Consider the following 13143-nt stretch of genomic DNA (forward strand, 5'->3'; position numbering starts at 1 on the left):
GTTTTAAAAATATTTACTTCTTTTTGTCTGCTTATTTTTCTTTTCCTCGTTTTCTTCCATTGCATCTTTTCTGGAAAGATTAACCCGGCCTTGCTTATCAATATCCAAAACTTTTACAAGTATTTCTTCCCCTACACTTACTACATCTTCAACTCTTACAACCCTGTTTTTGTCAAGTTTGGATATATGGACAAGTCCTTCTTTTCCAGGCAAGAATTCAACAAATGCACCGAAGGAAGTTATTCTCATAACTTTTCCTAGAAATATCTGTCCCGGCTCCACATCTTTTGAAATTCCTTCAATCATTGCCAATGCTCTTTTACATGCCTCAGTTTCAGTACTAAACACATACACTTTTCCGTCATCATCAATGTCAATTTTAACTCCTGTTTCTTCAATTATCCTGTTTATCATCTTTCCGCCAGGTCCTATAACATCCCTTATCTTATCCGGGCTTATTGTTGTTGACAATACCTTAGGAGCGTATTTTGAAAGTTCAGACCTTGGCGCCTCTATAGTCTTTAAAATCACCTCATCAATGATTTTAAAGCGTCCCTTTTTAGTAATTTCAAGAGCTTCTTTGATAATATCCAAAGTCAGCCCGTCAATTTTTATATCCACCTGTATTGCTGTAATACCATCTTTAGTTCCTGCAACTTTAAAGTCCATGTCCCCAAAAAAGTCTTCTATTCCCTGAATGTCTATAAAGGTCACAAACCTATCTTTGTCATTTTCATCAACAACAAGCCCTGCAGAAATTCCTGCCACAGGTTTTTTTATAGGTACCCCTGCATCCATCAACGCTAAAGTGCTGGCACACACACTTCCCTGGGATGTTGAACCATTTGACATAAGAACTTCTGAAACCAGTCTTATTGCATAGGGGAATTCTTCCTGGTCAGGTATAACAGGTTCTAATGCTTTTTCTGCAAGAGCACCATGCCCTATTTCCCTTCTTCCGGGACCCCGAGAAGGTCTTGCTTCCCCTACACTGTATCCTGGGAAATTATAATGGTGCATATATCTTTTTGTCTCCTCAAGATCGATACCATCAAGCATCTGCACCTCACTCATAGCCCCCAATGTAACTGTAGTGAGAACCTGGGTCTGGCCCCTTTGAAAAAGCCCTGAACCGTGAACTCTTGGAAGCAACCCCACCTCAGCAGATAAAGGCCTTATTTCATCAAGGGTTCTTCCATCAACTCTTTTGCCTTCCTCCAATATATATTTCCTTACCACTTTTCTTTCAAGTTTGTTAACGGCTTCAGCTATTTGCTGCTCCATTTCCGGAAAATCATCTTTAAACCTTTCTATTATTTCTTCTGTAAGTTTACTTACATTCTCATCCCTTACTTGCTTATCTACAGCTAATACAGCTTCTCTCATTTTTTCATATGCAAATTCCTCTACAGGGGTGTAAATCTCATCAGGAACTTCCGAAGATTCATATTCAAACTTAGGCTTACCCACTTCTTTTACAATCCCATCTATAAAATCCACAATTCTCTTTATCTCTTCATGTCCTTTTATTATTGCCTCAATCATAACTTCTTCAGAAACTTCATTTGCAGCTGCTTCTATCATTACTATTTTTTCCCTGGTGCCCACTAAATTTACATACATTTTGCTTTTTTCCCTTTGTGCTGCAGTTGGATTAATTACAATCTCCCCGTCAACAAGTCCTAATATAACCCCTCCCACAGGACCGTTAAAAGGTATGTCAGATATGGACAGGGCAATAGACGAACCTATAAGGGCTACTATTTCAGGAGAATTGTCCTGTTCCACCGACAAAACAGTATTTACAATGGCAACATCATTTCTCAAGTCCTCTGGAAACAGTGGTCTTAGTGGCCTGTCTATAACCCTTGCATTTAATATGGCTTTCTCTGACGGTTTTCCCTCTCTTTTTATAAATCCTCCAGGAATTTTTCCAACAGCATAAAGTTTTTCTTCATAGTCAACACTCAAAGGAAAAAAATCCACTCCTTCTCTTGGAGTTGCTGACGCAGTAGCAGTTGATAAAATCACAGTATCTCCGTATTTAGCCAATACTGCTCCATTTGCTAGCTGGGCAAGTTGTCCTGTTTCAATAACCAGCTGTCTTCCTGCTATATCAATACTGAAAGTTTTTTTCATTTTTTCTCCTCCTTATAACCGCAGACTGTAGCTTGTAGATTCTACAGCAGACCTAAAAAATTTTAAATAGTGCTGCACAATCTACCTTCTACCGTCTGCAGTTTTTGTTTTTAGTATTCCAAATTTTTAGTGTTATATATCTTTTTTTGTTATATATCTTTAAAATTTATGTTTATATATTTTTAATTTATATATTTTAAATTTTAAGTTTATAAACAATCTTTTTTTAAATTGCACAATACTTACTTTTTTAAAAGACAAAAGGTAAGTACATATAGAAATTCCCCTGTATTTTTTATTTATTAAATAATATTTTTGCTCATGAATGTCTGTAAGATAGCTGTCAGGGAAGGTTGTAATTCTTTAATCTATCTCTTACTAGTTAAGACGAGATATAAATTTACTTTAAAAGAATGGACGAAAAGTACGCCCATTCTATTTTCTTAAGTTTAATTTTTCAATAATTGCACGGTATCTTTCTATGTCCACTCTTTGCAGGTAATTTAAAAGCCCTCTTCTCTGCCCTACCATTTTAAGAAGACCTCTTCTTGAGTGGAAATCTTTTTTGTGTACTTTTAAATGTTCCGTTAGGTGCTCTATTCTCTTTGTAAGAATAGCTATCTGCACCTCCGGGGAGCCAGTGTCTGTTTCGTGCAATCTGTAAGTGTTGATAATTTCCTGTTTCAAATCTTTTCTCATAAAAAAATCCTCCTTTTCTTTATTAAACCCCCAATAGCTAAGTAATAGGACGGAGCTCCCTACAACCTGGCTAGTGGTTTTATTTACTTAAAACATTCTAACACAACAGCTATTAACTGTAAAGAATCAATTTTAAAATTATAAACTTTTATTTTTAATTTCTCAGACTGTGAAGAGGTGCCGGTATTCTTCCACCCCTGTTTATAAAATCTTTACTGGAATAATCACTTAATTTCATTACCGGTCCCTTACCTAAAAGCCCGCCAAATTCAACCATATCCCCTACATCTTTACCAGGTGCCGGAATTATCCTTACAGCCGTTGTTTTGTTGTTTACAACACCTATTGCAGCTTCATCTGCAATAATGGCGGATATTGTCTCGGCACTTGTACTACCGGGAACCACTATCATATCCAAGCCTACAGAGCAAACACATGTCATTGCCTCCAGTTTTTCTATTGAAAGGGCTCCCTTTTGCACTGCTTCTATCATTCCTGCATCTTCACTTACAGGTATAAATGCCCCGCTTAAACCTCCTACAAAAGAAGATGCCATTACCCCACCTTTTTTAACTGCATCGTTTAAAAGGGCCAAAGCTGCCGTAGTTCCATGTGCACCGCATTTTTCAAGTCCCATTTCCTCTAATATATGTGCCACACTGTCCCCCATGGCAGGAGTGGGAGCCAAAGACAAATCAACAATCCCGAAAGAAACTCCAAGCCTTTTGGAAGCTTCTCTTGCTACTAACTGTCCCATTCTTGTTATTTTAAAAGCAGTTTTTTTAATTGTCTCTGATACAGTTTCAAAATCTGCTCCCCTAACTTTTTCCAGTGCACATTTTACAACCCCAGGTCCGCTTACTCCAACGTTAATTACACACTCTGCCTCCCCAAATCCATGGAAAGCACCTGCCATAAACGGATTGTCTTCAGGGACATTGGCAAAAATAACAAGCTTTGCACAAGCAATTCCCCCACTGTCAGAGGTGAGTTCTGCTGCCTTTTTTATTATGTGCCCCATTTCTTTTACACAATCCATATTTATACCTGACTTGGTACTGGCAACATTGACAGATGAACATACTTTTTTGGTGGTACTGAGGGCTTCTGGAATAGAGTTAATAAGCTTTTTGTCTCCTTTTGTATAGCCTTTATGAACTAATGCAGAAAAGCCTCCTATAAAATTTACCCCAACACTTTCTGCTGCCTTATCCAATGTCTCCGCAAATTTTACATAATCCTCCTCATCTGAGCTTTCTGCAATGATAGAAATGGGCGTTACTGAAATTCTTTTATTTATTATAGGAATCCCGAATTCTCTTTCAATATCTTCACCAACTTTAACAAGATCTTTGGCACACTTTGTAATTTTATTGTATATTTTCTCCCTGGCTTCTTTACTGCTGGAACTGCAGCAGTCTCTTAAAGATATTCCCATTGTTATGGTTCTTATATCAAGATGTTCTTCTTGAATCATTTTTATTGTCTCTATAATTTCAAAGGGTCTTATCATCACAATCCCCCCTATATCCTGTGCATTGAATTAAATATATCTTCATGTTGTATTCTTACACTAAGTCCCATTTCCTCACCTTTTTTTTCTAACTCCTCTGAAAGTTTTGTAAATGAAATTGTCATATTAGAGATATCCACCAGCATTATCATGGTAAAAACATCCTGCATAGTTGTCTGGGAAATATCCAATATATTTACATTGCTAACTGCCAGGGTATTGCTTATTCCCGCTATAATACCCACTTTATCCTTTCCTATAACAGTTATTACAGCACGCATAACATGTCCCCCTTAATTTAACCCTTAAAGAACATTATACTCCTATCATTAAACTATAGCAACTTTTAATTCCCTTTTTCTCTTTTGTTACATTATTGTTTCACAGTCCCTTTAAATCATTGACTTGGTACTATCTGTATGTTATCATTTTTATAGCTGTTTTCTACTTAGTTGGCAGCCGATATATATAAATAAAAAAAATTATAACGGGGGGAAAAACATGTACAAATCTCATTTTTTGAAATTTACAAGTGTTTTTTTTATTATTGCTGCTTTTGTAACAATACTTTATACAAACAGTGTAAATGTATATGCAAGTGACTCTGACGGAATTGTTACTACAGATTTTGTTGATTTGGAATTTACCATTGGCAGAGTTGATTACAGATCTAAAACCGCAGTTAAGAAAATGGAAATCGCTCCTTTTATTGAAAATGGTAGGACTTTAGTACCATTCAGGACAATATTCGAAGAACTTGGCTTTAATGTTAATTGGAACGGGACAACAAAAAGCATCACTGCTACCCGCCAGGGAACAACAATAAATCTTCAAATCAATAATCCAAATGCTTCTGTAAACGGAAAAACAGTTGTACTTGATGTGGCTCCTACTATACAAAAGGACAGGACTTTGGTACCATTAAGATTTGTGGCTGAAAATTCCGGTGCTTTTGTTGACTGGAATGCTGAGAATAAAACTATAACTATAAACAGAATAGGAATATTTGACACAGGTACCATACTGTTTTATGATCAAAAGGGAAGAAACCGACAAGTATATGTGTATGATGGAAAAACCATAGCAACAATCCCTCTGCACGGTAAAGAAATTAAAAATACAATTACATACAATGGCGGTCTTTTAATTACATTATTTGATGCAGATAATGATACAAATAACCTGGTTACATTTAGAAATGGAAAGTTTCAGACTTTAATAAATAATTTTGAAATAAGAAACCAGGTGGAATTTAACGATAACCTCATTCTTCATGGTTATGACAGAAATCAAAAAAAAGATACTCTTTACAGGTTTGACGGCAAAGATATTTATAAAATAGCCGATAATTTTGCAATGGGTAATTATGTTGTGTTTAAGGATCAGTTAATAGTAAACAGATATACCGACACAAGACAGTATTCATTGGTTGTTTTTGAAAAAGGTTCTTGGAACCCTAAGCTCTTAGAAGATAAACATATATTACAAGATTCAATGATTGATGATGATATTTTATTTATGAGCTGTACTCTTTCTGAAGGTGCTGGTAAACCTTTCCTTTCATACGATGGAAAAGTTTTAAGGGATCTCACTAAAGACCTTCCTAAAGATTTGAGAGCAGAGCTAGAAATAGATCTGGAAAAAACTACACATTTTGTAGACGATAGCGGTGTTAATAATATCATCACCGTTGCTAAAAGAAGAGGTCGTGAACACTTGGTAGTTCTTAAAAATTCCAAATCCAATCCATCCAGGTATGATCTTTATGACCTTTTTGTTCCAGCTTCCGTATCAAATGCGGGAATTGTAAGAGTGTTAGATGTGGAAACCTATAACGGTCTTATTTACTTAGCTATAAGTGATACCAGATCCATTGTAACTTCAACCGGGTTTTATACTACAGGTCTTCCTGAAAATATCAGAGAAGATAATACTCTTACAGGAAGCAGATATCTTGTTTTAAGAAATGTAAAAACCGTTTATAGTAATTGCAATTTTTTTGGTTTTTTCCGTGAGGAAGACAAATTTGTTATTCATGTTCAGGATAATACCAGCAGGGACTATAAATTATATATACTAGATAAAAATAAAGAATCTGTAATTCACGATGTAATTAGAATTCATTCTACAAAAACAATAGATAACAGAATGTTTTTAGCAGTTGAAGACATTGACAGAATCACCGGAAAAAACAGACATGCGCTAATTCTATATGATGCAAATATCAGTAGTGCAAATGCAAGGGTAAGAAACCTGGTTCTGGGCATGCAAAAAAATGTATGGGATCAGTTAGACCACTCATTGGTTATAAGTGGTACAGAGGCAGATATTAACAGAAGTAAGGTATATCTTTACAGTGATGAATTTAAAGAACTTTTAAGCAACTTCCAAGTATCTTACTGGAATAAAATTAATAACAAAGTCTTCACTTCCGGTAGGGACAGTGACACTAATACAGTTTCATTTTACTGTATTAATTCTAGAAACTCAAAACTACTGAAAAACAACTTTAGTGCTGAAAATGTTATAAAAGCTAAGGGAGACTATTATATTGTTTATGGTAGAAATCAAACCCCAAATAGTCCATATTCCAACAGAAACATACTCTATATCTACAACGAAAGGACAAATACATTTGTTGACATAGTTGTAGACCTTCAGTTAACTGATTTAATATTTATCAAGTAATAGCTCTTTAAAAGCTCTAAATCTATAAAGACTTCAAGCAGGTAAACCTTTACTTGCTTGAAGTCTTTTTACAAATAAACATAATTTTTTTTAAGTAATATAACAGAAATTTTAATTACTATCTTTTCCTTTAACATTCTAAACAGCTTTTCCCCGCAAATTGAACAGGTAAAAGGTTTAGAAAGAATATCCACCACATCTTCCCTGTCTACACTTGCACTTTCAACCTCTGCCACATATTCTTTATCTATTTCTTTAAACTCGCCAAAACATTGAAATGGTATATTTGTAGTTATGGACTTTATAGAAGAAAAACATGTATCCAAATGTTTGTCTTTATATCTTATCATATACTTGTTTTCAGGGGTGAAAAAAACTATCTCTTTTTTAATATCGCCTTCAACAAGAACACCGCTTTTAAACATGGTACATTTTAAATTATCCAGCTTTGTTACACTTTCATTTATTTTAAGGGCAGGATATTTTAAAGGAAAAGGAATTTCATATTCAAAAAATTTTATAAAACTCTTTCTTTCCACAATCTCATTTATTTCTTTTAATATATTGCGTGTATTGTACCTTTTTTCACTGTACATATTTTTGCTATTCGCACTTTTAGTTTCCTCTTCAATTTTCTCTTTAAAAAAATCATAATTAGGATAGTTTTTATACTGTGAAATCATATTTTCCCGGCATATAACTTAACATATGAAATATTCATGGATTCCTACTAAATATTATATTCTTCTTTAAAAGAAAAGTGAGGGGCGCCCCAAAAATAAAGTCTTTTATTAAGAGGGATTTTTATAAATAATGTTATTAATTTATATTTTTTCTAATAGAATTCACCATAAACTTTATGGGCAAATGTCACATTTTTCTGGACATACCGTTATTTGAACTTCACGCAGTACTTTTAAATCTATTTTTACTATAACTTTTTCTCTAAGTTTTTTATAAGCTTTCACAGAACATTTAGGAATAGGATCTTCTAAAATGTCAACTTCGCAGCCATCTTCCACACCGGCAAATTCAATCTGGTATTTATCCCCTGGTTTTGCTCCTGGTACATCAATATAAGCTGCAAAAGGCATATCTACTCCTATATGCTTCACATCTCCAAAGAAGGTGTCAAGTTTACCGCATTTTATTTCCCCTTCAAATGTTTTATAATTGATATTTTTGTGCAGTACACCATTTATAAGAACTTTGTTCTTGCATACATGCACTGATAGGTCTTTAACTTTCTTTACAACATCTTTAATTTCCACAGCAGGAAAACACTCTGGAAAAGCAATAACGCTTTCAATTAACACCTGCGTTGAATTCCTACCAATAACTTCAGGTACCTTTATACTTTTTTTCTTAAATTCAAATTTCTTCTTGCAGTCATCATCTTTCTTGTAGTCATAATCTTTCTTGTAGTCATAGTCTTTCTTGCAGTCGCAGTCTTTTTTGTAGCCATAATCTTTTTTATAACCATCATCTTTCTTATAAACCTCATGAAAAGTATATTCAATTTTACAGCAATCAGGCATAAACTTTTTTTGTTCTGACATTTTACAACACTCCTTATACTATGATTAAAATTAACTTCCTAATATCATAGTATACATAATGTATTAAAAAGTTGACTTATTTTTTTAAAAAAAAATACCCGTTTTTTATAAAAACGGGGTTCAACATATTATGTAGGGTATATGTATTGAAAATTATCATTTTAACTGTTGTCGCAACAGTTAGCAAGAGCATCTTAAATGTCCCGCTACTATACTATGCGCACTAATATAAATTTTTGTGTGGGTAGGAGAAAAATTTTTTTACGGTTCTTCTCCCCACCTTAAAGTATCCTTAATATATCCTGTTACCTTTTTCCAATCAACAAAATTATTTGCTGACTGGTTAAAGGAGTAATCATTTGATTGGATATAGTGGGACCAATCATTATTATAAACCCTTACTTTCAAACGCACAAATTTTCCTGGTTTAAGTATCCCTGCATTATCAGAGAAACTTATTTCAAGGATGGTATCTGCGCCATTCTTTGATGATGGCATTTCAATAAATGCAGCCTTTATATTAGAAACTCCCACAGTTGACCAGTCGCATATAAATTTTTGCTCTTTATCATCATCCTTAGTATAGTAGTATCTTACTTTAATATCTGAAAGATCAATTTCTTCATCTCCTGTATTATAAACCCTTATGTTTAGGTAAATGGAATCTGTCTTAGATACAGCATTATCATTATATGTCTGTATCTTTATACTCTTTTCACCTTTTGGTGCCCCTGTTGGTGTTGGAGCAGGCGTTTCTTCCGGTTTAGGTGACGGTGTTGTTGGTACCGGTGTCTCAACTGGTGCTTTTGTTGGTGTTACACTCGGTTCTGGTGTGTCAACCGGCTCTTTTGTCGGCGTTATATCCGGCTCTGGCGTTACAACCGGCGCCTTTGTTGGTGTTACATCCGGCACTGGTGTCTTTACCGGTGTCTTTGTTGGTTTCTCACTTTCCTTTGGTGTCTCCACCGGTGTTTTTGTTGGCACAGGTGTTTTTGTCGGCGTTTCCTCCAGCTCTGGCGTTACAACCGGCTCTTTTGTCGGCGTTATATCCGGCACCGGTGTATCATCCGGCACCTTTTTTGGTGTCTCATCTTTCTTTGGAGTCTCTACTGAATCCGGCGTTTCAGCTGGTGTCTTTGTCGGAGCCACATCAGGTACTGATGTCTTTTCTGGTGTCTTTGTTGGTTTCTCACTTTCCCTTGGTGTCTCAACCGGCGTTTTCGTTGGTGTTGCCTCCGGATCTGGCATCGTAGCCGGCTCTTTTGCTGGTGTCTCATCTAACCCTGGTTCCCCAGGTGCTTTAGCCGGTCCCGGACTTTCAGCTGTCACCTCTTTTTCCTGTTCAGGCATTGCCTTTGGTGTCGGCGTTGCTGTAGTCTTTCCTTCATCCCCGGTAATTTCTAATGCCAATTGATGTATATCTATATCATTTTCTTTTATTAACTCATTCAAACTAGATGATTTCAGCACATCTATAGGAATATCCTTGCCTTTTTCTTTTGCTTTTTCATAAATCAAATATTTACCCATGGAAACTTCTACTTCTGACGCTAAGCGTCTTTTGTCAATTGATACTTCTACAAACTGTATATCAATACCAGTATCAAGCTCTTTATCCATTTCATTTTTTAAATTATTTATAAGCTTATCATTAAATAATTCTTTTTCCACCGCTTGTCTTTTATTATTTTCAAAAGCCGTTGATATTAGAATTATTTCTTTTTCTTGCCCTTTAATAAATCCTTTTTCCTCTGAATTTTTAATTATGTTATATACTACTTTTTCCAATGGTCCTCCCTTATACTTAATTCCATCTAAAACCATTTTTCCCTCTTCATTAAAAGCAATCGCATCTATAACAATGGTGTCTTCATTTACCATTAATTCTAAACTTGGATTTATATCCAAAGCTATGTAAGCATATATTTCATCACTGTAAAAAAACTTAAAAAACGACATTAGCAGTATAAACACAGCGGCTATTCTGGCAATGGCAGAAATAAAGTACCTGTGTTTCTTATTTTTACTTATTATATCTTTATCAGTGTATACCACTTTCTGTCCTACAAACATCCCTTGCCTGTATTTTATCATTTCAAATAAACCTGCTTCAGATACCACTATTGCAATTTTCCCTTGAATTTTAATTATTATGCCAAAGTTAGCCATTCACTTTCCCTCCTTCCTTTTTGGTTTTCCTGAAATACTGCTTAATCTCATCTAAACCGCTTCTTAAAACTAAACTGACAGCTATTATATATTTTCTGTTTCTTTCTATGGTTTTTCTGCTAACGGTAACAAATTTCATTAAGTCTGATATTGGAATGGCCTTTCTTTTTATCATTTTATTGAATAATTCTTCATTTTCCGAAATAATCCTTGCTATATTTATATAAAGTTCTCTGGAATCTTTGTGTTTTGGGGATTTTTTTACAAGATCCTCTAATGTAATTCCAAATTCTTTAAGTTTGTTTTCAAAAATCATAATTTCTTCTTTAATTTCAATTTTCTCATACTGATAATGGGAATCCGATACAAGATATCTCTCTTCAAATTCGCTTTTTTCTTCAAAATATGAAAAGGGTATTGCTTTGTTTTCTCTCTTGTTTTTTCTTATATGGTCAATTATTCTGTGATTTATTACTATATTGCAATAACTAATAAAGTTTCCGTTTTTATCCGAATCAAATTTGTCAATAGCTTCATTAAAAGCCATTAGCCCTACGCTATATTCTTCACTAGTTTCTGAATCTATATATCTCCCCACAGTGCTTGATATGACTTTTAAAAGGTATGGTTTGTATTTTTTAATTAATTCTTCTTTAAGACCAATATCCCCATTTTTAATTCTAGTAATGGCATTATTAATAGAAATAATATGAGGTTTATTGTTTTTTAACAAAAAAATCACCTCTAAAATACTGCTCTTTTGTTCCCCTAAAATATAAAATTAAAACCGTTTATATTTATTGTAACAAATTAAATGGCATAAGTTAATAGAAAAAATAAAATACACTTAAAAAATAATTCTCTTCGAATTATATATTGTGTGTTTTGTAAACCGGGGACATATTTGAATTTTTTAATACAATATGATAAGGTAATTTATATACCAAACATCAATTATAAAAAACATCAATAATGCATAAAATATTATCTAAATAAAAAATACAATCAGGGAAGAGATAAAATATGAACTATATAATTTATGATTTAGAACTAAACAGTAAGCCCTTTAAAAGCAATCTTCCAAATGAAATAATTGAAATAGGTGCTGTTAAACTGGACGATAACTTAAATAAAATAGATAAATTTCAATCTTTTGTAAAACCTAAATATTTTAAAAAGTTATTTTCACTGGTTAAGAAAAAAACACAAATAACCCAGGATGATATTAATAATGCTGACAATTTTAAAAGTGTAATAAGAAAATTCAGGCAGTGGATTGGTTCTGACTTTATACTAATTAGCTGGGGACATGATGATATATATAATTTAACTTTAAATTGCAGGTTCAACCGGATAAAAACTGAGTGGCTCAAAAAAAATATAGATATCCAAAAACAATTTTCTTCTATTTTTAATCTTCCGCCCGGTCAAAGGTATAGCCTTGAAAATGCCTTGAAATTAATGGGTATTGACATTAAAGACAACTTTCACAGGGCTTTAACTGATGCAGAATATACTTCTAAAATCTTTAAAGGCGTTTTTGATAAATTAAATTTACAGACCTTTAATACAATAAAACCTTTTAATAAAAGAACTAAAAGAAAAATATAAATTTTATAATATATCCAGTATTTCCTTTGCTTTTGCTATGCTCTCTAAATCAGGTTCCTTAACCCCTTTTAGAGGATATTTGCACCCTAATTCTTCCCATTTATAAACCCCCATGGTGTGGTATGGAAGTACTTCTACATTCTTCACAGTTTTAAGCCCTTTTATAAAATCTGCTGTCTTTTTTAAGTCCTCTTCCCCGTCTGTAAGTCCGGGTATTAAAACATATCTTATCCAAATTGGTATATTTATATCAGAAACATATTTTGCAAATTTTTTAATTTTTTCATTTTCAACCCCGGTAATTTCTTTGTGCTTCTTTTCATCCCCATGTTTTATATCTAAAAGCACTAAATCAGTATATTCTAACAATTCTTTCACATTATCTGTATCCGCAAACCCACTGGTATCAACAGCGGTATGAATGTCCATCTTTTTTGCAATTTTAAAAAGCTCAGTTACAAAATCTGGCTGGAGCAGTGGTTCCCCCCCTGTAACAGTTATCCCGCCACCAGAAAATTTTATGTAATTAATATATTTTTTTGCCTCTTCAATAACTTCTTCAGGTAAATATTCTTTTCCCTCTGTGACATCCCACATATCCCTGTTATGACAATAAACACATCTTAAAGGGCAACCCTGCATAAAAACCACAAACCTGATGCCAGGTCCGTCTACCGTACCAAATGACTCAAAGGAATGGATTCTCCCTGTTTTTTTCATATAATTTCCCTCCTCATAATCCTTTTATATCTCTATAAATTATAA

The 13143-nt window shown here is 33.8% G+C and carries 11 protein-coding genes; 2 read left to right on the forward strand and 9 right to left on the reverse strand.

The genetic code is table 11. The features are described from left to right. Nucleotides 1-3: 3 nt before the first annotated feature. The 4 genes from HVS_RS10025 to HVS_RS10040 all read right to left on the reverse strand — a co-directional run bounded on the left by HVS_RS10025 (nt 4) and on the right by HVS_RS10040 (nt 4632). Nucleotides 4-2139 (reverse strand): polyribonucleotide nucleotidyltransferase, encoded by a 2136-nt coding sequence (locus HVS_RS10025; protein WP_101301875.1) that lies wholly within the window; start codon nt 2137-2139, stop codon nt 4-6. Between the two features lie 435 nt (nt 2140-2574). Further along, nucleotides 2575-2838, reverse strand: a complete 264-nt coding sequence (gene rpsO / locus HVS_RS10030; protein ID WP_101301877.1) for a 30S ribosomal protein S15 — start codon at nt 2836-2838, stop codon at nt 2575-2577. A 154-nt stretch (nt 2839-2992) separates the two neighbouring features. After that, nucleotides 2993-4351, reverse strand: a complete 1359-nt coding sequence (locus HVS_RS10035) for a PFL family protein (protein WP_101301879.1) — start codon at nt 4349-4351, stop codon at nt 2993-2995. 11 nt (nt 4352-4362) lie between these two features. Then, entirely contained in the window at nt 4363-4632 is a 270-nt protein-coding gene (locus HVS_RS10040) for an ACT domain-containing protein (RefSeq protein ID WP_101301881.1), read from the reverse strand. 220 nt (nt 4633-4852) lie between these two features. Here HVS_RS10040 and HVS_RS10045 point away from each other — a divergent pair, with 220 nt between their 5' ends. Further along, entirely contained in the window at nt 4853-7039 is a 2187-nt protein-coding gene (locus tag HVS_RS10045; RefSeq protein WP_101301883.1) for a stalk domain-containing protein, read from the forward strand. Nucleotides 7040-7107: 68 nt separating this feature from the next. Here the strand turns inward: HVS_RS10045 and HVS_RS10050 are convergent, their stop codons facing one another. The 4 genes from HVS_RS10050 to sigI all read right to left on the reverse strand — a co-directional run bounded on the left by HVS_RS10050 (nt 7108) and on the right by sigI (nt 11509). Next, complete coding sequence (locus tag HVS_RS10050; protein WP_101301885.1) at nt 7108-7722, reverse strand: hypothetical protein; 615 nt, start codon at nt 7720-7722, stop codon at nt 7108-7110. 174 nt (nt 7723-7896) lie between these two features. After that, nucleotides 7897-8598 (reverse strand): DUF3794 domain-containing protein, encoded by a 702-nt coding sequence (locus tag HVS_RS10055; RefSeq protein WP_242971546.1) that lies wholly within the window; start codon nt 8596-8598, stop codon nt 7897-7899. A 261-nt stretch (nt 8599-8859) separates the two neighbouring features. Beyond that, nucleotides 8860-10767 (reverse strand): anti-sigma-I factor RsgI family protein, encoded by a 1908-nt coding sequence (locus tag HVS_RS10060; protein ID WP_101301887.1) that lies wholly within the window; start codon nt 10765-10767, stop codon nt 8860-8862. Continuing rightward, nucleotides 10760-11509, reverse strand: coding sequence for an RNA polymerase sigma-I factor (sigI, locus tag HVS_RS10065; RefSeq protein ID WP_169926541.1), 750 nt, complete (start codon nt 11507-11509; stop codon nt 10760-10762). Before sigI ends, HVS_RS10060 begins: the two co-directional genes overlap by 8 nt. A 281-nt stretch (nt 11510-11790) precedes the next feature. Here sigI and HVS_RS10070 point away from each other — a divergent pair, with 281 nt between their 5' ends. After that, nucleotides 11791-12378 carry a 3'-5' exonuclease gene (locus HVS_RS10070; RefSeq protein ID WP_101301892.1) on the forward strand — a complete coding sequence of 196 codons (588 nt, stop codon included), beginning with the start codon at nt 11791-11793 and terminating at the stop codon, nt 12376-12378. A 3-nt stretch (nt 12379-12381) separates the two neighbouring features. On the opposite strand, the gene pflA is transcribed toward HVS_RS10070, so the two are convergent. Then, nucleotides 12382-13098, reverse strand: a complete 717-nt coding sequence (gene pflA / locus HVS_RS10075) for a pyruvate formate-lyase-activating protein (protein WP_101301894.1) — start codon at nt 13096-13098, stop codon at nt 12382-12384. Nucleotides 13099-13143: the final 45 nt, after the last annotated feature.

It is taken from the genome of Acetivibrio saccincola (assembly GCF_002844395.1).
In the GTDB taxonomy this organism is placed as follows: domain Bacteria; phylum Bacillota; class Clostridia; order Acetivibrionales; family Acetivibrionaceae; genus Herbivorax; species Herbivorax saccincola.

Coding starts and splice junctions, on each gene's coding strand:
- HVS_RS10025 (WP_101301875.1), bottom strand. CDS start 2,139: ATGAAAAAAACTTTCAGTATTGATATAGCAGGAAGACAGCTGGTTATT.
- HVS_RS10035 (WP_101301879.1), bottom strand. CDS start 4,351: ATGATAAGACCCTTTGAAATTATAGAGACAATAAAAATGATTCAAGAA.
- HVS_RS10040 (WP_101301881.1), bottom strand. CDS start 4,632: ATGCGTGCTGTAATAACTGTTATAGGAAAGGATAAAGTGGGTATTATA.
- HVS_RS10060 (WP_101301887.1), bottom strand. CDS start 10,767: ATGGCTAACTTTGGCATAATAATTAAAATTCAAGGGAAAATTGCAATA.
- HVS_RS10070 (WP_101301892.1), top strand. CDS start 11,791: ATGAACTATATAATTTATGATTTAGAACTAAACAGTAAGCCCTTTAAA.
- HVS_RS10050 (WP_101301885.1), bottom strand. CDS start 7,722: ATGATTTCACAGTATAAAAACTATCCTAATTATGATTTTTTTAAAGAG.
- pflA (WP_101301894.1), bottom strand. CDS start 13,098: ATGAAAAAAACAGGGAGAATCCATTCCTTTGAGTCATTTGGTACGGTA.
- rpsO (WP_101301877.1), bottom strand. CDS start 2,838: ATGAGAAAAGATTTGAAACAGGAAATTATCAACACTTACAGATTGCAC.
- HVS_RS10055 (WP_242971546.1), bottom strand. CDS start 8,598: ATGTCAGAACAAAAAAAGTTTATGCCTGATTGCTGTAAAATTGAATAT.
- HVS_RS10045 (WP_101301883.1), top strand. CDS start 4,853: ATGTACAAATCTCATTTTTTGAAATTTACAAGTGTTTTTTTTATTATT.